This is a genomic window from Acinetobacter venetianus RAG-1 = CIP 110063 (assembly GCF_000368585.1).
GTDB classification, from domain to species: domain Bacteria; phylum Pseudomonadota; class Gammaproteobacteria; order Pseudomonadales; family Moraxellaceae; genus Acinetobacter; species Acinetobacter venetianus.
Genome location: NZ_KB849557.1, coordinates 379504 through 399472, shown reverse-complemented (window position 1 = coordinate 399472; position 19969 = coordinate 379504). Strand labels below are relative to the sequence as shown.

Genomic DNA, 19969 nt, shown 5'->3' with positions numbered 1-19969 from the left:
ATGGGAAAAAGTGCGTATAATGCCCTCCATCAAATACGCGCTCATAGCTCAGCTGGATAGAGCACTTGGCTACGAACTAAGGGGTCGGGAGTTCGAATCTCTCTGAGCGCACCAATTTGAAGAATTAACCGCTAACTTAGCGGTTTTTTTGTGCCTGAAATTTATATTTTGTTTTTAACTTTCTGTACAAACACAGTATTACCTCCAACAGCAGGCAGCACATCATGATAAGGCAAGCTGCGCATTGCCCTTAATAAAAATGGTGCTTTTTCATCAATTTTTGCGCTGGTGGTTATTTTAAATAAACTGCCTTGTTTGAGCTCAGTCAACTCCATTTTTCCTTTAATAAAACGTAAATCACCACCCGTGGCATAAAAACTATTCTCGGTGTCATTTGGATAGTTAAAATGCAGTTTAAATGCAAAGGGAATATTAATGACCCCTAAACCGACATTAACTTGAATATCAGCATTTTGTCCTTGGTTTTGAATGGGTGTCGTGACGACTTTTTTAATTTGTCTTGGAAATAACTCCTGATAAGACACTGGGCTTAACCATTTCTGTAGTTGCTGTGGCGGATGCTTATAAAAATGATAGGTCGTTGTAAATCGCATGCCTTCACGTCCGTGAGTATACGGTACGCTCGTCGGGGCATGTAACACGCTGACTGGTTGTTGGGATGCTTGAATCAGTTGAGTGATTTTTGTTAATTGAGCTGCATTGAGTTGTGGATTGGGCATTTGCCCTGCATTGAGTGCAGCCGTGTTTTGTCCAATAAATCGATTTCTGAGGGATTCTAAAATAAATGCATTACTTGTACTGGGAATCCCAAGTTTAACTTCAGGAATGGCATTTAATATTTTTTTGATGATAAAGCCTTTGGGTTGGTTTAGATCTCCCCATTGCGTTAAGGTGATCAAAGTTCTGTTGTCATCGAGTGCAAACCACTCTAATTTCCCTACTCCGTAAGGAATAGGTGCATCGACTACCAAACTCGCGATGCTATTGGCTTTAATCTGATGTTGTAATGTCACATCTTCATTGAAATTAAGTACAGGAATAGGTGTCGGAATCGAGACTTTATATTTCATCTGTACGATATTGCCTGATTGTTCAATACGTTTGGCAGACTTCAGTGTTGGAAATAGACCAACATAATGACTAAAGTCAGTCAATGTTTCAGAAACGCGTTGGCTATTGGCAGGGACAATAATCGCAGCAGTATTAAAACTAACACTTGGCTGAGGATTATTTTTTAATGTTGGTACAGAGGTTTTGACGGCAGGATGCCCATAAATAAAAATATTGCCTTGCGTATAACTGGCTAAAAGCTGAGGATTATTTTGAAAAGGCTGTAAAGCACTTGGAATATTGTCAGACCATGTAATGATCTGAGCAAAACTAAACGGACTTACTCCGAATAAAATGCCTATAGAAATGAGGCGAGAAAAATAAGACATTACATTCCTTTGAGTTCTTATAATTTACCTGTTGAGCAATGGGTGTTTATCCATAACAGTGAATCCAAAATATTTATAATTTCTTTCTAGAGTAAAAAATAGTCATATTGTGTAAAACAACATGTAGCCATTTAAATTAGTGTAATATTTATGCCCATTCATGATGAGCAAAATTAGAAGCCGAGTATGTCTGAACAGCGTCCAACCGTATCTGTGCGTTATTACCTTAACTTACAAGAATCTCAAGATGGTTTTGCCTTAGTTACTTTTGGAAAAAAGCCTCTTACGCGTTTTCTCACCCCAGCGATTAGTATTGCGATTATTTTGTGGGGTGTTTATCTCGGTTTTACTGATGTAGGTCGCTACTACGTCGCGCTTGGTGTTTTCTTCCTGATTATGCAGGGTGTGATGCGTTATTGGTTATTGCCGATGTTGTTTAAGCGTCAATTCGTGCGTTATCAATTTGGAAAAAGTGAGCAAGGCATTGATCTCTACCAAGATCAGTTTGAACTTTACTCAACAGGAAAGAAACAAACAGCGCAGTATGCTGAAGTACAATCCTTTGCAGTAGGCAAGTTGACCTACATGTTAGAGTTGAAAAATCATACGGTGATTATCGTGCCGAAACGAGCATTTATCGATTCAGCAGATCAAACGAAGTTTGAAAATAGCTTTAAAAAATAAACTCATTATTGGTTATAACAACAAGGAGCTTACATGAGTACTCAGCCATCAAAAATAGTTTGTGTAGGCAGAAATTATGCTGAGCATGCAAAAGAGCTTGGTAATGCGATTCCAGATCGTCCGATTTTATTTATGAAACCACCCAGCAGTATCGGTTCACTGGCGCAAGGTGTTAAATGGAATCAGGCTTTAGGCGAGTGTCATTTTGAATGTGAAATTTGTTTGCAAATCACACATCCTCTTTCTCAAGAGACGGATAAACTAAAAGCTTTAGAAGCTGTTGGTGCGATCACGCTAGGTTTGGATCTCACGCTGCGCGACTTACAAAGTGACTTAAAAGCCAAAGGACAGCCCTGGGAGCGAGCGAAAGCATTTGATGGCGCATGTATTCTAGCGGATTGGGTCGAAACAGATGAAATCGGTGACTTGCAAGAATTAGAGCTGATCCTGACGATTAATGGAGTTGAGCGTCAGCACGGTTTTAGCCGAGATATGTTATTTGATATTGGTGCTTTACTGGTTGAGATCAATCAATCTTTCAGCTTACAAGCAGGCGATGTGATTATGACTGGAACGCCAGCTGGCGTTGGTGCATTACATCCGAATGATCAGTTGACAATGAAGTTGATTACCCAGACTGGAGAATATGACTGGGATACCTTTGTAAACGCTTAATAATGTTTAGAATGGCGCTGACTTTTATAAGATCAGCGCCATTTTTATTTAAAAATAAAAGAGAAGAAGAATCATGAAAAAATGCTTAGGTTTGCTGCTGATATTTGTGACAACAATGGGGCAGGCGAAACAACTGGCATTAAGCTTTGATGATGGTGTGAATCCCGATCTAAATTCGCAAGCGGTGCAGATTAATCAGCAAATTCTACAACAACTCAAACAACATCAACTAAAAAGTATTATTTATCCAAGTGTTATTAAAATAGGGGATTATGCAGGTTTGCAGCTTGTAGCTGAATGGGGCAAGCAAGGGCATCAAATTGGGAACCACAGTGAGTTACATCTAAATCTCAACAAACACTATATTAGCAGTCAGCAATATATTGCAGGCATACAACGTGCTGAACAGGTTTTTCGTCCGCTAACGGGTTGGACGGCAAGATATCGTTTTCCTTTTTTAAAAGAGGGAAATACGCTTGAAAAACGAGATCGCGTTGCAGCGTACTTAAAACAACATCATTATCAATCTGGCGCTGTCAGTATTGATGCTAGTGATTGGTTTTATAATCAGAAATATATCGCCTATCAAAAACAAGGACAGACGCAGTACCTTAAAAAGTTAAAACAGGCTTATATTGCTCATTTACTTGATCGGGCCGCATATTATGATCAATTAGCGATTGAAACGTTGAGCTATTCGCCTAAGCATGTTTTGTTGTTACATGTAAATGCGATAAATGCGGCATTTCTGAATGATGTCATACAGGCATTTCAAGCACATGATTGGCAGTTGATTGATAGTGAACAAGCCTACAGTGATGCACTTTACCAAAAACATGCAAAAATTTTGCCCGCAGGTGAGAGTATTATTTGGTCTTTGGCGAAGCAAAAGGGGCATGTCAATTTGCGTTATCCCGCTGAAGATGCACCCTATGAACAGGAAAATTTAAAACGTTTCGAGCTGCCTTAACTGCCTTGATAGAGTTTTCGAAACTGATCTGGGGTGAAATGCATCCAACGTTTGAACATATAAATAAAAGCTGAGGAACTGGCATAACCTAAATCGAGCGCAATACTTTCAATGGTTTTGCCTTTGTTTAACATCGACATTGCTTTCATGACTTTTAAACGTTGTCGCCACTCGTGCAAAGACATACCAAGCTCTTTTTGGCTATAACGTGCCAAGGTTCGCTCAGTCATGTTGATCATTTTAGCGAGTTCTTCCAAGGTACTATCATCTGCTGGATGCTCATGTAAATGATTAAGAATTTGAGCAAGAGCTGGATGTTGCGTAGTGGGTAAATAACTTCCGACTAACTCAGCATGTGTTAAGCAATCAAGCAGCACTTGGAGCAACCTTAAATATTCAGGATCATGGTCGGGTAAGTGATGACTACGAATATGTTCGAGTAAGGATGGAACTAGTGGTGCAGTCAGTAGAATACCTGCCCGTTGCGGCATCTGCTGACACAAAGATTCATGGACATACAGCGTACAATAAGTGACATCATTTCGGTTAATGCCACTGTGCTGCATATGTGGCGGTAACCAAATACCATAAGGTGGCGGTGTTAAATAATGGATTTGCTCGATATTTACTTCTAACACACCATCAAAGGCATAAATAAATTCACCCCAAGCATGTGCGTGTTCGGGGTAAATTGTTTCAGCAGGCGCATCGCGAACTCTTAACCATAACGGGGCAGGAATATCATTGATGGCAGGAATTTTTTGGAAATCCTGAATTCTTTGTGCTGTTTTTTTCATAGAGTGAGAATTGCCCGAAAACACGTATGTATTGTCAGATTTTCACTATATCATGAAAATCTGACAGACTTATATTGGCTCTCTAGAATGAAAATTGGGAGAGGGCGATGGATGAGCGTAAAGCTTTAGATGCAAAAGCATCAGGTCTAATGATCGTGCTTTGTATGATTTGGGGATTGCAGCAAGTGATTTTAAAAATGGCTGCTCCCGATATCTCGCCCTTGATGCAAATCGCATTGCGCTCAGGTTTGGCTGTAATTTTGTTATTGCCTTTGTTATGGCTGGATAAAAACAGTCAACTGTTTAATCGACAAAACCTTAAAGCAGGCGGTTTGGTTGCTGTTCTTTTTTCTTTAGAATTCTTCTTATTGGCACAAGCGTTAAATCTAACCTCAGCATCTCACGCCGTGGTATTGCTATATACCGCTCCGATTTTTGTTGCCTTAGGATTGCATTGGAAGTTACCGTCTGAACGTTTAAGTGTATTGCAATGGAGTGGGATCGCGATTGCATTTATGGGGATCGTTGTAACCTTTATTCGCCCCAATCAAGGCCCTACAACAGTACTTGAGCAACAAATGCTTTGGGGGGATTTATTGGCTTTGGCGGCTGCAATTGCTTGGGCTGCGACGACGATTACCGTACGTTTATCCTCTTTGGCTCAGGCCGCAGTGACTCAGACTTTGTTTTATCAGCTTGCAGGGAGCTTTGTTCTGTTATTTAGCTTGGCTGTTTTTCTGGGGCAATCCACCATCCATTTTACTCCCTTGGTTTTTGGTAGTTTGGCATTTCACACTTTGATTGTTTCTTTCGCAAGTTTCCTTGTATGGTTTTGGTTACTTAGAAATTATTTAGCTTCTCGTTTAGGTGTATTTTCATTTTTAACGCCATTATTTGGTTTGGCTTTTGGTGTGTGGTTATTGAATGAAACTGTAGAACTAAACTTTGTGGTTGGTTCTGCATTGGTTCTGTTCGGGATTGTTGTTGTGAGCTTGCAGGGTTGGCTACGGAAATAAAAAAGACCTCTATTGAGGTCTTTTAGGTGATCTTTATTTCTGTTCAAAGATGGTGGAAAGCGGGATGGAAAGTTTAGCCGCTAAGTAATCATTACTTTCAATCAATGATGGCCCAAGTCTCTCCATCCATTCATCATCTTGATGAATATTCAGAACGTCCTCACGGAGTGGAAGCCGATAAGGTAGCGCAGTAAAGAAACTCCAGAAATCGACTTGTGCCAGATTGCGAACCAAAACGTATTCATCCTTGTCGGTACGCTTAACCAAATTTTGTTCCTCTAATTGGAGGATATATGCAGGCAGGCGGCCCAGTTCGCCTCGTCCAATAATACCGAGAAGCTCTTGCTCCGAAACACTTTCGCCAATCTGTTGCTTTTTATAAAACAATTCCAAAATGTCCAATAACATCAAAATTGGATGGCGTTTTTGTTCCTTTCCTGAGTGAAATGCAGTCAATGCATAACTTACTTCGACACCGAGCAAAATCATATTCCAAGAAAGGTAGATCCAGAGCAGGAAAATAGGAACGGCAGCGAACGCACCATAAACGATTTCGTAGCTAGTGAAGTTGCTCATCACCCAACCGAAGAAGCGTTTTAAGATTTCAAAAACGGTTGCACTAAAACAAGCAGCAATCAATGCTGAGGGAATAGGCACGGTACGATTTGGAATCGTCCAATACAGAATAAAGAAACCAATAATGGTCAATAAAAATGAGATCATCCATAAGATAAAAGATCCATTTAATTGATAACCAGCAAAGTTATTGCTCAGAATATTCATCGAAGCAACAGTAGAGGAGAGGACAAATGCACTACCGAGCACGATTGGGCCTAATGAAATAATGGTCCAATAACGCATAAAGCCAACCAAACCTGAACGTGTCTCTTTAACTCGCCAAATACGGTTGAAAACATTCTCGATGGAGGTCAGCATTAAAACGGTTGTGATAAAAAGAAACAGCACACCAATGATGGTCAGGTTGCTTGATTTTTCAGTGAATGCATTGAGTGCCTTATCAAAAGCGATGGTACTTTTAGGTAAAAAGTTACTATAAATGAGTTGTTGTAGCTGCTGTCGAGCAGGCTCTAACGCCTTAATCGAAGAAATGATAACCAAGAATACAGTTAACATTGGAACCACAGCAAATAGGGTCGTATAAGTCAAAGAACCTGCTTGTTCCTGACAACGATCAGCCTTGAAGCGCCGTAACACAAATACAATAAACTGAAACCATGTTTTCTCTAAAAAAGGGAATTTTTTTAGATAACGGTCTAAGATCATGGGTTCTATCCTAATTATTTTTTAATAAAAATCTTGTGAAAATCACAAGACTTACTGCCGCGCAAACTATAAAAAATGTCGTATAGTGTTCTTTTTAACAAAATTACCGAAACTGATGCAACCTTACGTTCTTGTACTCTATTACAGTAAATATGGTTCAACTAAGCAAATGGCACACTTGATTGCTGATGGAATTGAAGCTTCAGGCATGACTGCACGAATTCGTACTGTACCGAATTTAGCGACTGTTGTGACAGAGGCTCAGCCAAGTATTCCAGCAGATGGTGATATCTATTGTAGCTTAGAAGATCTCACACATTGTTCAGGTTTGGCACTTGGTTCTCCAACTCGTTTTGGCAACATGGCGAGTGAGATGAAATATTTTTGGGATCAGACCACGAGCCTATGGCTGAATGGCGCTTTACACAATAAACCAGCATGTGTATTCACCTCATCAGGATCCATGCATGGTGGTCAGGAAAGTACATTGCTGACAATGTTACCGCCACTGTTCCATCATGGCATGATGATTTTAGGGCTACCGAATTCAATTCCTGCATTATCCAATACCAAAACAGGTGGTACACCTTATGGTGCAAGCCATGTCAGTGGTCCTCGTCATGATCAAAGCTTATCTCAAGATGAAAAAATGTTGTGTGAAGCTCAAGGAAAGCGGTTAGGTGAGGTCGTGAAAGCGCTGATTGGAACGTTTTAATTAAAAAAGGGAGCATCAGCTCCCTTTTTATTATTTCTTAATTTGCCAATCGTAGATTTTCTTGTGATAGGCATACCACATCATCCATAGACCAATAATGATCATTGGGAAGCTAAGGATTTGCCCTTTGGTCATCCAGCCAAACAAGATAAAGCCTTGGTCAATATCTGGTTGACGGAAGAATTCCATGAAGAAGCGCGCAACGCCATAGCCGATCAAGAATAATGCTGAAACTGCCATACGTGGGCGAGGTTTCGCACTAAACCACCATAAGATGATGAATAGAAGCAGACCTTCACACAAAGCTTGATAAATTTGTGATGGGTGACGAACCAATCCTAATGGATCTGTTGGAAAAATCATGCCAAATGGATAGCTTGGATCTTGAACTTGGCGACCATAAAGTTCACCACCAATGAAATTACCAATACGACCGAACATTAAACCTGTTGGTACACACGGTGCGATGAAATCCAAAGTCTGAAACCATGTTTTTTGGTATTTCTTACACCAAAATAACATCGCAATGATGACTCCAAGGAAGCCACCGTGGAAGCTCATGCCACCTGTCCACACTTGGAATAACCAGAGTGGGTTTTCTAAAAACTTACCAAACTCATAAAACAGCACATAGCCTACACGGCCCCCAAGCACGACACCTAACGCACCATAAAACACAAGGTCTGAGACCATGTCACCAGTCCATCCATCACGTTGCTTAGCACGATATGATGCTAAACCCCATGCGCATAGAAAGGCCAATAAATACATCAGTCCATACCAGTGCACTTTGACTGGTCCTAAGCTCAGTGCGACTGGATCAATATTAGGATAGGTCAGCATTGCTGTTCCTCAATTTTATATTTTGAGCAGATTGTAGCGGAATGATGTGAAAAATGTTGTACATTCAATGTGTAAAGATGTGAGAACAAAATAATGTGTATCGTCGCTTTTGCATGGCATGTTCTTGAGGATATGCCACTTTGTTTAATTTCAAATCGTGATGAGTTTTATCATCGTCCAAGTCAAACACTACATCCGTGGAAAAATAGTCAGATCGTTGCAGGACAGGATTTACAGTCTGGCGGAACTTGGATGGGTGTCACCGCATCAGGTCGCTGGGCAATTGTGACAAACTTTCGCAATGGACATGATAAAAACCAATATGAAACCTCGCGTGGAAAACTTATTCAAGACTTTTTAGAAAGTGACTTGCCACCCATTCGCTTCGCGCAAAACTTAGAACAACAGCAACAAGCTTATGCTGGTTTTAATCTATTCGTTGGCGATCGTGAGCAAGCGGTGTATATGAGTAACCATGGCGAAGCACCTCAAATATTAGCCAATGGTGTGTACGTGGTTTCCAATGGATTAATGACTGAGGATTGGGAGAAAACCAAACATTTACGCAAGCGCTTTACGCAAGAGTTTCTACCGATGTTGCAGCAAGTTGATATTTCAGAATCAGATTTAAAAAATGCGGTATGGGATATTTTGGAGGATGAGAGAAAGATTATTCCTGATCTTTTACCAAATACGGGAGTCAGCGTGGAAATGGAGGAGTTACTTTCTTCCACCTTTATTCAAAGTCCGATTTATGGGACACGCTGTTCGAATTTTTTAAGAATGACATCGCAACAGTGGCATTGGCTTGAGAAAACCCAACAAGGTGAGCAGCAGGGGCATCTTGAGGAAATAAAACTGAGCTTGCTGAAATAAATAATGCCGACATTTGTCGGCATTATTTTAGTGGGTAAGCTAGGATTATCCTGCAATTACTCCACCATCGGTACGTGTAATCACAACAGTCGCTGAACGAGGGCGAGCAGTTGTATTATTTGGATTTGTTTGAGTTGCAGGCCAGTTACTTGCTGGAGTTGCATAATCATCTGAATCTTCACCAGGATGTTGGACATTGATGAAAATTGCTTTGTAGTCTGGTGTCATAGCGATACCTGTGATCTCACATTGTTTTGGTCCAGTAAGGAATCGACGTAATGTTTCATCAGTTACTTTTTTACCAACAAGTGTCTCAGTACCATTTGAAGTGGTCGCCGCAGCACCATCACCAATTTGACCTGGTAGAGCAGCAAGCATCATACAGTTTGTTACGTCTGTATATGCACCGTCATCTGTCTGAATCCAAAGAACACCGCGTGGGTCAAACCACATGCCATCTGGACTTGAAAGATCATTATTATCTGTCAAACCTGAAAGGTTGATGTTTGCTGCCATAGAAGCTTCAGCACCAAATAGATAGATATCCCATTTGAAACTTTCAGCAGTAGTTAAATCTGCAGTTTCACGGAAACGAATAATATGACCGTTTACATTGCCTTTTTGAGTTTTTGTATTGTTATATAAATCTTCATAAGTACGAGGGTTTGCAGCATCTGTTGGATAACTTGAACCACGGTTAGAGTTATTGGTTAAAGTAACGTAAACCTCACCATTCTCTGGATTTACTGTACACCATTCAGGACGGTCCATTTTGGTCGCACCAACAGAGTCAGCAGCTAAACGAGCAAAGGTTACAACATCTGCTTGAGAGTTAAATGGATAAACTGCGTTGGTTTGATTTAAGCCATTTTTGCCAAAGCTAAGTTCAATCCATTGACCTGAACCATCATTATTGAACTTCGCAACATATAACTTACCAGCGTTCATGTATTTATCGCCAGCAGCGTAACCGCCATTAATATCGTTGGCATCCCATTTTGCATCTGACACAAATTTATAGATGTATTCACCGCGTGAATCATCACCCATATAGAATGCGAGTTGTTGTCCTACAACAGCTCGGCAGGCGCTATCTTCATGTGCAAAACGTCCTAATGAAGTACGTTTTACTGGGTTTTGACGACCATCAAATGGATCGATTTCAACCATCCAGCCAAATGTATTTGGCCCATTACGATAATCTTTTGTTGCCATATCTGCTTTCGCATCAGCATTCCAACGATCATATAGGTCTTGAGATTCAACTCCACCAATTGCAGATTCCCAACCATAACGTGAGCCAGAACCAGCTTTTAGACCATAGCGTTTCAGTGCAATAATTTCTTCAGGGCTGCGTAAAGCATCGTCAGTTGTGCTACGAGCAAAATATCCAATGAAGTTTTCTTCAGTTGTTAGATAAGTTCCCCATGGCGTGTAACCATTACCACAGTTATTGTGTGTACCGCGTGTTTGGCGGCCAGCTGGTGAATAAGCAGTTGCAAGTAAAGCTGAACCAGCTGCGGCACCAGCAAAGTCCATTACTGTAGAACCTGTAATACGACGGTTGAAGATAGAGTTCTTAACAACCTCTACCTTTTGTGAAGTTTTATCTTTTTTGATTTCGATGACAGAAACACCATGTGCATTTACTTCACGAATCACTTCATCTTCAGGGCGACGACCATCAACTTTCGTTGGCCCTTTAGGGTGTAGGAAAGTTGGGTTGATATATTCGTGGTTCATGACCAGCAAACCACGATCTGAAATGCTTTCATCAAAGCGTTGAGTAGAAGCATTCATGCCGAAGTAATGCATACCGTCGTGACAGTCACCTGAACGGAACTGGAAACTTGGGCCTGATGGAATATTATTGTCATCCCATTCAGCATATGTTGGGTTGATCGAGTCACCTAAAGCATATAAAACAGTCGCCTGATAACCTTCAGGAACAGTAACAATATCATCTAGATTTTTTGAGACTGGTGAGAATGACAATTTTTCTGGTTTTTGATTCGGATCAACAGGTGTTGGTGTTCCACCATTATTATTAGAGTTATTATTATCGTTGTCGTTACAGCCAGTCAACGTAGAAGCCAAAGTTAATGCGACAGCACCACTCGCAGTTTTGCTAATTAAGCTACGGCGACTAATGTGTTGTTCTAAAATGTCACGGAAATGGATATTGTCTGATGTGTTGTTATCCAACTCTTGATCTTCATGATATGGCGATAGCTCGGTCATGGAATATTCCTAAAATAGTAACAGTTGTTCTGAAAGTTTTCCCCCAATTAACTTAATGTTTAAATATGACGAAGCATTTACATTTGCATGACAAATTTGTGAAAAATCAATTAATAAGTAAAATATAAGAAATAAAAAAACAGGTAAAAACCTGTTTTTTCAAGAATAATCTAAGCCGTCTTTCTTTTTTCTATAATTTTTCCAAACAGTAATCCAAGCTCAAACAGGAGCCACATTGGGACTGCTAACATAATCATTGAAATAGCATCGGGTGGGGTAACGAACATAGAAATAAAAAAACATCCAACGATGATAAACCGCCGCTTTTCTACTAGGCTTTGTGTTGTTACGATCCCAATTAAAATCAGTAATAATGTAATGATAGGGATTTCGAAAGTTAAACCGAATACTAAAAATAGTTTCAAACAAAAAGCTAGATAACTATTGATGTCCGTCATAGGGGCTACAGTTTCAGGCGATACACTCATAAAAAAATGTAAAATAGAAGGAAGAGCAATAAAATACGCAAAAGCGATACCAGCGTAAAATAAGACAATGCTGCTTACTAATAATGGAAACGCCAAAGATTTTTCTTTTTCATACAGAGCGGGCTTTGCAAATGACCAAATTTGGTAAATGATGAAAGGCATTGCAAGCATAAGAGCAACGAAAAAATTCAGCTTGAATGGTGCCATGAATGTTGCGGTTACATCTGTTGCAATCATTGATGAGCTAACAGGAAGCTGTGCTCTTAATGGCTCAGAAAGTAATTGATAAGTCTGATTTGCAAAAGGCAACAAGCAAAAAAATAAAACGAGTAATGCGCTTACGATTTTAAATAAGTGTTTCCTTAAAATCATTAAATGCTTCGTAATCGGCATTTCTTCTAGTTTATTTTCTTGCTCATCATTCACCGTATTAGATGAAGGTAATTGTTGAGTAGACGATGGGTTCATACAGCTACCTTTAATTCTGAAACCGATGAGTCAGAATCCGAGTTTGATTTATAGGATTCCAAGTGTAAGACAGCGAATTTAGGAAAATAAATCAATGCTAAAGGCTGTATGAGATATGAATATGATGTTTGAACCTTAATTGGTTGGTCACTGCTAGTCGAGTTCTCTTGTGCAAGAACAGACGCTCTTTGCTGTTCTAATTCATTGATCTGTACTTGCATTTTTTGTTCTAGCTCAGCGATACGTTGCATCTCTTTTTGCATTTGCTCACGTAATTCTGATAGTCGGAGTTCACGATCAATATCATTCTGAACATTACTGACGAGGCGTTTTATTTTTGTGTACCATTTACCGACAAAACGAGCAGCCTCAGGTAATTTATCAGGCCCGAGTACAAGTAAAGCAATAATGCCGAATACTAATAATTCGGACATTCCCAAATTCAGCATAATCAGGCTCGCTTAGTTTTTTACTGAACTTTCAGTATTTTTAACTTGAGCATCAATCGTGCGTGGTTCATTTAAAGATGCAGTTGCCTCATCTTCTTCTTTCATTGATTTTTTGAAATCTTTTACCGCGCCACCAACATCTTTACCTAAGTTTTTAAGCTTAGATGTACCGAAAAGTAAAATAACCACAATAGCGAAAATGAGTACATGCCAAATAGATAAACCAGCCATAATTTTATTCCTATCAAACTTTGTATATATCTCAACAGCTTGGCATGACAAATATGTGACACTTATATTGCAATTTTGCGACAGAGGAACAATTAGCTTTAAATATTTGAATAGATGATTTTACTTTTTGATTTGTAATCAATACCTAATACAGGCGTTTTTTCTAATTTAAGCGTATTTGATTTTTTATTTTATCTAAAAGTGCTCTAGTTTTTATTCATCAACTAGAGCACGCAGCTTGATTTAAATTAAGCTGGCTTTGAAGAGTTGCATTGCTTTGCCACGATGACTGATTTTACTTTTCTCTTCTTTGCTGAGTTCAGCACTCGAACAGTTACATTCAGCTACCCAAAAGAGGGGGTCATAACCAAATCCATTTTCTCCGCGGGCAGTTTCTAAGATTTCACCTGTCCAAATACCTTGAAAGATTTGTGGTAAAGGATCTTCGGCATGTGTGACTAATGCGAGTACGCAAACAAACATGCCTTCAATCACTTCGCCATCTTTGCGAAAAGGTACGAGGTCAGCTAAAAGTTTTTGGTTGTTGGCAGCATCGTTACCATGTTCACCCGCATAACGAGCTGAATAGATGCCTGGAGCACCACCTAGAATTGGAACACAAAGTCCTGAATCATCAGCAAGTGCAGGTTTACCTGATAGTTTAGAGGCATGACGGGCTTTGATAATCGCATTTTCAACAAAGCTGAGACCATCTTCTATCGCATCTTCAATATCCAGTTTACCTTGAGGAATAATCTCGACAGGAAGGTTGAGTTGTTGAAAGAGGTGTTCAAATTCGACAACTTTGCCTTTGTTGTTACTTGCAAGGACAAGACTGCCTTGAGAGAACCAGAGGGGAGTAGACATTGCAAAAATCTCAATAAAACTAGTAATGATTATACTTAATTTAGCGCTAGATTGAATCTTGAGAAATCAAACACCAATTACAGTGATACCATTAATATCTTTTTCCAAAATCTTTGTTAGAAATGCTATTAGCTGATCAATCATGGTTAAGACTTCATTTTTATATTTAGGAAATTTTTTCTTAAAAATCTTAGTATCTCTTTTATAAAGAAGTTTGACATCATCCTTATAATTTAAATAATTTTTAGAACTTAAGTACGTCTTATAATTACTTAATTTTTTTAAAACTATAATTGTTTTTTCAGTATCAAGATAAGTGTAACCCCAATGTGACCAAGGATTTTCATTTTCTAAAAACAACCGTTCTATTAAAGAAAAAGCAAACTCATCAATCACAATTGAATTATGGCAATTAGGATTTCGTTGTAAGTCATAAGGAATAATTTGTATGTTGAGACCAGAATATATCCCATTTGAATAAGGTATAACTTCGAATGATATTTTCACTTAGCAAATATTTATTAGAATACTATTAAAAAAATGACCTTTAGATTGTATCTAAAAGATATATGCTAAAGGTCATTTTGTAGATTTAATTACTGTGCTTGAATCCATTTGTCAGCACGGTCACGTGCAGTACGGATTTGATCTTGCGTTAAGTTAGCAGCTAAAGCAGTTTTCTTACCTTCTGAAAGTTTAATTACTTTAGTGTCGAGCATGCCATCACGAGTAGAAAGCTCATACCATTGATAAGCACCCATGTAGTTTTTCTTTTGCTCTTCCATCATTGCAAGATTAAAGCTGGCACGATTGTCACCATGACTTGCTGCTTTCTCAAAGTATTTACGTGCTAAAGCTTCATCTTTTTTGACACCAATACCATCAGCATACATGCGACCTACGTTTAATTGTGCTGCTGAGATACCTTGATCTGCTGCTGCTTTAAACAAAGAAAAAGCTTGTTTCTCATCTTTAGCCACATCCTTACCGTATTGGTAACGAGTTGCTAAATAAAATTGTGCCCCAGCCTGACCAGCTTTTGATGCGCGTTGTAACTCATCAATACCCATTACTGAGTATCGTGCTGCTTGTGCTGCAACCGATTGCGGTTGAGTCACATAGTCAGCATGCGCTTGTATACTGATCAGACCAAATAAAAATGTGCTGATTAATGTCTTTTTCATAGAGCGCTCACTCGATAAATTGCGACTTCACCAAATAGGTTCGGCATATGCTTGCTCAGCATACTACCTTGTTGGTCACCATTAACGGCAAGTCGATTAATAATTTTAATCCGATTCTCAGCGCATAAGGCTTCAAAGTCACGGAAAGTACATAAATGAATATTCGGGGTGTTATACCACATATAAGGTAAAGCTTCCGAAACAGGCATTTTCCCTTTTAATGCTAGAAAAGAGCGTGTTTTCCAATACGCAAAGTTTGGAAAGGTAATAATGGCCTGTTTGCCGACACGCACCATATCACGAAGTAATACATCTGGTGCATCTACAGCTTGCAAAGCTTGTGCCATAACCACAGAATCAAAAGATTGGTCGGCAAAGCGGCTTAAACCTAAGTTTAAGTCCTGTTGGATAATATTTAACCCCCGACTGATCGCAATTGCAATCTTTTCTTGATCAATTTCTAGACCATAGGCACGAATATTGTGCTGTTTACTCATATGAGCCAGTAATTCACCATCACCACAACCCAAATCGAGTACGCTCGAATTCGGATTAATCCATTTTTCAGCGAGTCGTTGATCTATACGCATTAGTGAACCTCCTGCGGTGCCGATTGCAACTGTTGTTCTCCACCTAAAAATGCTCGTAGTGTTTTTACATAAAGTGGGATTGGGAACAAGAACGAGTCATGACCTTGTTCAGCATCAATATCTAAGTAGCTGACAGGCTTGTGATTATCAATCAATGCATCCACTAACTCTTGTGAGCGGCTTGGGCTAAAACGCCAATCCGTGGTAAATGAGATGACCAAAAACTTACATTTAGGTTGGCTCATAGCCTTCGTCAAAGAGTGCTCATATTCACGAGATGGATCAAAGTAGTCCAATGCCTTGGTCATAATCAAGTAGGTATTTGCATCGAAATTACGGCTGAATTGTTCGCCTTGGTAACGAAGGTAACTTTCTACTTGGAATTCGACATCAAAGCCGTACATAAATTTGCCTGATTTTAAATCACGGCCAAATTTTTGCTTCATCGCTTCTTCGGAGAGATAGGTAATGTGCCCAACCATACGCGCTAAAATTAAGCCACGTTTTGGATAGCTATCATGTTCCAAATAACGACCATGATGGAAATCAGGATCGGAAAGAATCGATTGGCGTGCAACTTCGTTGAATGCAATATTTTGTGCCGAAAGCTTTGGTGCACTTGCGATGATGGCACATTTTTTTAAACGATCTGGATAATCCAAAGACCATTGCAATGCTTGCATGCCACCCAATGAACCACCAATAACTGCATACCAAATCTCAATCCCTAGACGATCTGATAGCATTGCTTGAGTTTTTACCCAGTCGCGAACTGTGACAAGCGGAAAGTCTGGGCCATAAGGGCGATTTTCATTCTCTGGATTCGGCGAAGTTGGGCCAGTTGAACCGCTACAACCACCAATGTTGTTTAATGAAACCACAAAGAAATGATTGGTATCGATTGCTTTTCCTGGGCCAATACAACTATCCCACCAACCTGCTTTTTTATCATCTTCATGATGAAAACCAGCAGCGTGGTGATGTCCTGATAATGCATGGCAAATTAAGATCGCATTTGACTTATCTGCATTGAGTGTTCCATAGGTTTCAACCATCAAATCGAAACGGGGGAGAATACGCCCACATTCGAGTTCTAGAGGTTGTTCAAACTGAAACTTTTGTGGTGTGACTAAACCCACTGAATCCGATGGAAAAGACACTGGAATGATTCGCCCTATATTAAATCATTAATAATAAAAGGATACCAATTCAGGTATCCTTTCAAAAGTCATTTTTTCTGATATTACAACTCAGCTTTACTGAGCATTATGTGAAATTTCACAAATTTACACGGCTGCTGCAACCACTTGTTCAGTTGTCAACACGCCTTGCTCGATCAAGCGGTTAGTACATGCGATAATTGCTTCAATTGATGAAGTAACAATGTTGTCGTGAACACCTGCACCAAATGCGCTCTTACCAGCACCTTTCACTTGAAGCTCAATTAAGGCAAGCGCTTTCGCATTTGCACCTGAACTGATGCTACGTTCTTCATAGTTCACAACATCAATTGGGAGTTGTAATGCATTCAACATCGCTGAAATTGGGCCATTACCTTCGCCACGTAAGCGTTGAACCTCACCTTCAATTTCAATGTCTAATTCAATGATTTGTGTGCCATTGATATCTGACAATTGATAATGCTTCATTTGATAATGACGGTTTTTGATATCAACATAAGTGTTTTGGAATAAAGTCCAAATTTCAGTTGCGCTGATCTCAGTGCCATTTTCATCAGTATGTTGTTGTACGATCTGACTGAACTCAATTTGTACACGACGTGGCAATGCAACGTTGTAATTTGACTCTAATAAGTAGGCAATACCACCTTTACCAGATTGGCTATTCACACGAATCACCGCATCATAATCACGACCTAAGTCTTTAGGATCGATTGGTAAATATGGCATATCCCAAATGTCTTCATCTTTCTGGAATTCAAAGCCTTTTTTAATCGCATCTTGGTGAGAACCAGAGAATGCAGTAAAGACTAAATCACCTGCATATGGATGACGAGGGTGTACAGGCAAACCAGTACATTCTTCAACAGTTGCAATGATTTCATTGATATTTGAGAAGTCTAATTCTGGCGCAACACCTTGGGTGTACATATTCAAGGCAATCGCGGCAACATCAACGTTACCTGTACGTTCACCATTACCAAACACACAACCTTCAACACGGTCAGCACCTGCCATAATTGCCAACTCAGATGCTGCAATACCGCAACCACGGTCATTGTGACAGTGAACTGAGATAATCACCCCATCACGACGTGCTAAATTACGGTGCATCCATTCGATTTGATCGGCATAGACATTTGGTGTTGAAACTTCGACTGTTGCAGGCAAGTTTAAAATGACTTTGTTGGTAGGAGATGCTTCCCAAATTTCAGTTACAGCATCACAGACATCTTTTGCGACTTCTAATTCAGTTGCAGAGAAACATTCAGGGCTGTACTGGAAAATCCAATCCGTTGCTGGATATTCGGCTGCATACTCTTTTACTTTTGTCGCGGCATTGATTGCAAGTTGTTTTGAACCATTTGCATCGACATTCAACACTTTCTTACGGAAAGTCGGGGAGTTCGAATTATAAATATGGACGATCGCACGTTTCGCACCAACTAAAGCTTCAAATGTACGTGCAATTAAATGATCACGTGCTTGAACCAATACTTCGATGTATACATCTTCAGGAATCAAATCTTCTTCAATCAACATACGAGTAAAGTCGAAGTCGATTTGTGAAGCAGAAGGGAAGCCGATTTCAATATGTTTAAAGCCGATTTTCACCAACATTTTGAACATTTTCAACTTTTGATCCATATTCATTGGTTCAAAAATCGCTTGGTTACCGTCACGAAGGTCGGTACTCATCCAAATCGGCGCTTGGTTAATTTCGTTGTTTGGCCATTGACGATCTGGTAAATCCACTCGTTGATACATACGGCGGTATTTTTTGCTTGGGTCAGCCAACATCATGAGATAACTCCTTGTTGTAGCATGGTTGCTGAGTCAAATTAAATGCAACGTACTACAAATATATATGGGGTCTATAAGAATCAATTTAAAGAAAATATGGGGATCGAGTGCCTGAAAAAATAGGCAAAAAATTTATACGCGCGCGAGGCGCAGCATCAGGAGAGCAGTGAGATGTTTTGTATTGTTAGACGGATGGGTGACACCGTGGGTTGTTTTCATCTTCTACCATTCAAATCAGTGATTGGGTTTTGCAGTTATATTCATCATCTAGTAAAAACCAGTCTAGGTGAAAACACAAGCGACTGCAAAGGTCTATAAAACATTTTAATTTGAACAAGTGGGAAATGTTTTTCTATTTTTTGCAGTATTTCAAAAATTATGAGAAAAATTTCCCATAATTTCTATAAAAATCGGAAAAATAAATTATTTCTTAATGCTGAAACTTTATAGTTCCGACCACATACGAATGAGGTTGTGATAGAGATTGGTGAGCTTCATCACTTCTGAATAGTCATCGCCGTGATCTTTGCGGAGCTGGCGGATGCTTTCATCTAAATTAAACAGCATATGACGTTTTTGATCTTCGCGAATAAGGCTCTGTACCCAAAAAAATGAAGCAAAGCGAGTGCCACGCGTGATGCTACTGACTTCGTGCAAACTAGTAGAAGGATAGAGTACGACATCACCTGCAGGAAGTTTTACTTCATGATAACCATAAGTATCCTCAATCACTAAATCGCCGCCGTCATATTCTTCTGGTTCACTCAAGAAAAGTGTGCAAGATAAATCTGTTCGAATTTGTTGACTCGTACCACGAATCAAACGAATGGAGTTATCGACATGAAAACCAAAGGTCTCGTGTTCATCATAGCGATTAAATAGTGGTGGAATAATCTGTCGTGGTAGAGCCGCGGCTTGGAACGTTGGATGTTTCCAAATGGCTTGCATCACGATCTCACTTAAATGATGAGTGAGAGGATCTTGTTCTGAAAGCTGCTGATTTTTTTTAACAGCTGCCGAGAGTGTGCCTGCTGTTACTTTTCCACCAACCCAATTTGCTGTTTCCATCACTTTACGGAATTCTGCAACTTGTTCTTTGCTTAATACATTAGGAATGTGATGAATCACAGAACATATCCTTTTGAAT

The 19969-nt window shown here is 39.6% G+C and carries 21 protein-coding genes and 1 tRNA gene; 7 read left to right on the top strand and 15 right to left on the bottom strand.

Going from position 1 to position 19969, the window contains the following annotated elements:
- Window positions 1-37: 37 nt before the first annotated feature.
- Window positions 38-114: transfer RNA gene (locus tag F959_RS03365), tRNA-Arg, on the top strand.
- A 47-nt stretch (window positions 115-161) separates the two neighbouring features.
- Here F959_RS03365 and F959_RS03360 read toward each other — a convergent pair.
- Window positions 162-1460, bottom strand: a complete 1299-nt coding sequence (locus F959_RS03360) for a hypothetical protein (protein ID WP_004877569.1) — start codon at window positions 1458-1460, stop codon at window positions 162-164.
- 186 nt (window positions 1461-1646) lie between these two features.
- Here F959_RS03360 and F959_RS03355 point away from each other — a divergent pair, with 186 nt between their 5' ends.
- From F959_RS03355 to F959_RS03345, 3 genes are all read left to right on the top strand, one after another.
- Window positions 1647-2144 carry a YcxB family protein gene (locus tag F959_RS03355; protein ID WP_004877568.1) on the top strand — a complete coding sequence of 166 codons (498 nt, stop codon included), beginning with the start codon at window positions 1647-1649 and terminating at the stop codon, window positions 2142-2144.
- A 33-nt stretch (window positions 2145-2177) separates the two neighbouring features.
- On the top strand, window positions 2178-2819 hold the full coding sequence (locus tag F959_RS03350) for a fumarylacetoacetate hydrolase family protein (protein WP_004877566.1): 642 nt from the start codon (window positions 2178-2180) through the stop codon (window positions 2817-2819).
- Between the two features lie 73 nt (window positions 2820-2892).
- Window positions 2893-3789, top strand: a complete 897-nt coding sequence (locus F959_RS03345) for a polysaccharide deacetylase family protein (protein WP_004877565.1) — start codon at window positions 2893-2895, stop codon at window positions 3787-3789.
- On the opposite strand, the gene F959_RS03340 is transcribed toward F959_RS03345, so the two are convergent.
- Window positions 3786-4586, bottom strand: coding sequence for an AraC family transcriptional regulator (locus F959_RS03340; RefSeq protein ID WP_004877563.1), 801 nt, complete (start codon window positions 4584-4586; stop codon window positions 3786-3788). The genes F959_RS03345 and F959_RS03340 overlap by 4 nt on opposite strands.
- 107 nt (window positions 4587-4693) lie before the next feature.
- On the opposite strand from F959_RS03340, the gene F959_RS03335 reads away from it, so the two are divergent.
- Window positions 4694-5602, top strand: coding sequence for a DMT family transporter (locus tag F959_RS03335; protein WP_004877559.1), 909 nt, complete (start codon window positions 4694-4696; stop codon window positions 5600-5602).
- A 33-nt stretch (window positions 5603-5635) separates the two neighbouring features.
- Here F959_RS03335 and F959_RS03330 read toward each other — a convergent pair whose 3' ends face one another.
- Window positions 5636-6886, bottom strand: coding sequence for a YihY family inner membrane protein (locus F959_RS03330; protein ID WP_004877558.1), 1251 nt, complete (start codon window positions 6884-6886; stop codon window positions 5636-5638).
- A 115-nt stretch (window positions 6887-7001) separates the two neighbouring features.
- On the opposite strand from F959_RS03330, the gene wrbA reads away from it, so the two are divergent.
- Complete coding sequence (gene wrbA / locus F959_RS03325) at window positions 7002-7601, top strand: NAD(P)H:quinone oxidoreductase (RefSeq protein WP_004877556.1); 600 nt, start codon at window positions 7002-7004, stop codon at window positions 7599-7601.
- 30 nt (window positions 7602-7631) lie between these two features.
- On the opposite strand, the gene lgt is transcribed toward wrbA, so the two are convergent.
- Complete coding sequence (gene lgt / locus F959_RS03320) at window positions 7632-8444, bottom strand: prolipoprotein diacylglyceryl transferase (protein WP_004877554.1); 813 nt, start codon at window positions 8442-8444, stop codon at window positions 7632-7634.
- Between the two features lie 93 nt (window positions 8445-8537).
- Between lgt and F959_RS03315 the strand changes: the two genes are divergently transcribed.
- Window positions 8538-9320, top strand: a complete 783-nt coding sequence (locus F959_RS03315) for an NRDE family protein (RefSeq protein ID WP_004877550.1) — start codon at window positions 8538-8540, stop codon at window positions 9318-9320.
- Window positions 9321-9365: 45 nt separating this feature from the next.
- Here F959_RS03315 and F959_RS03310 read toward each other — a convergent pair whose 3' ends face one another.
- The 11 genes from F959_RS03310 to F959_RS03260 all read right to left on the bottom strand — a co-directional run bounded on the left by F959_RS03310 (window position 9366) and on the right by F959_RS03260 (window position 19950).
- Window positions 9366-11561, bottom strand: a complete 2196-nt coding sequence (locus F959_RS03310) for a PhoX family protein (RefSeq protein ID WP_004877546.1) — start codon at window positions 11559-11561, stop codon at window positions 9366-9368.
- Window positions 11562-11731: 170 nt separating this feature from the next.
- A complete protein-coding gene (gene tatC, locus F959_RS03305; RefSeq protein ID WP_004877544.1) occupies window positions 11732-12517 on the bottom strand; it encodes a twin-arginine translocase subunit TatC in 786 nt (261 codons plus the stop codon).
- The gene (gene tatB, locus F959_RS03300; protein WP_004877541.1) at window positions 12514-12966 is read right to left on the bottom strand and encodes a Sec-independent protein translocase protein TatB; all 453 of its coding nucleotides are present in this window, start codon (window positions 12964-12966) and stop codon (window positions 12514-12516) included. Before tatB ends, tatC begins: the two co-directional genes overlap by 4 nt.
- 12 nt (window positions 12967-12978) lie before the next feature.
- Window positions 12979-13197: a Sec-independent protein translocase subunit TatA gene (gene tatA / locus F959_RS03295; RefSeq protein ID WP_004877539.1), complete on the bottom strand. Its 219-nt coding sequence runs from the start codon at window positions 13195-13197 to the stop codon at window positions 12979-12981.
- Between the two features lie 243 nt (window positions 13198-13440).
- Window positions 13441-14064: an RdgB/HAM1 family non-canonical purine NTP pyrophosphatase gene (gene rdgB / locus F959_RS03290; RefSeq protein WP_004877536.1), complete on the bottom strand. Its 624-nt coding sequence runs from the start codon at window positions 14062-14064 to the stop codon at window positions 13441-13443.
- 66 nt (window positions 14065-14130) lie between these two features.
- Window positions 14131-14571 (bottom strand): hypothetical protein, encoded by a 441-nt coding sequence (locus tag F959_RS03285; RefSeq protein ID WP_004877534.1) that lies wholly within the window; start codon window positions 14569-14571, stop codon window positions 14131-14133.
- An 89-nt stretch (window positions 14572-14660) separates the two neighbouring features.
- Window positions 14661-15248, bottom strand: coding sequence for a tetratricopeptide repeat protein (locus F959_RS03280; RefSeq protein ID WP_004877533.1), 588 nt, complete (start codon window positions 15246-15248; stop codon window positions 14661-14663).
- Window positions 15245-15838 carry a methionine biosynthesis protein MetW gene (metW, locus tag F959_RS03275; RefSeq protein WP_004877532.1) on the bottom strand — a complete coding sequence of 198 codons (594 nt, stop codon included), beginning with the start codon at window positions 15836-15838 and terminating at the stop codon, window positions 15245-15247. Before metW ends, F959_RS03280 begins: the two co-directional genes overlap by 4 nt.
- Window positions 15838-16998: a homoserine O-succinyltransferase MetX gene (gene metX / locus F959_RS03270; protein ID WP_004877531.1), complete on the bottom strand. Its 1161-nt coding sequence runs from the start codon at window positions 16996-16998 to the stop codon at window positions 15838-15840. The genes metW and metX overlap by 1 nt, the downstream gene beginning before the upstream one ends.
- Before the next feature lie 126 nt (window positions 16999-17124).
- Window positions 17125-18822 carry a 2-isopropylmalate synthase gene (gene leuA / locus F959_RS03265; RefSeq protein WP_004877530.1) on the bottom strand — a complete coding sequence of 566 codons (1698 nt, stop codon included), beginning with the start codon at window positions 18820-18822 and terminating at the stop codon, window positions 17125-17127.
- A 444-nt stretch (window positions 18823-19266) separates the two neighbouring features.
- Window positions 19267-19950: a Fe2+-dependent dioxygenase gene (locus F959_RS03260; protein WP_004877527.1), complete on the bottom strand. Its 684-nt coding sequence runs from the start codon at window positions 19948-19950 to the stop codon at window positions 19267-19269.
- Between the last annotated feature and the right edge of the window lie 19 nt (window positions 19951-19969).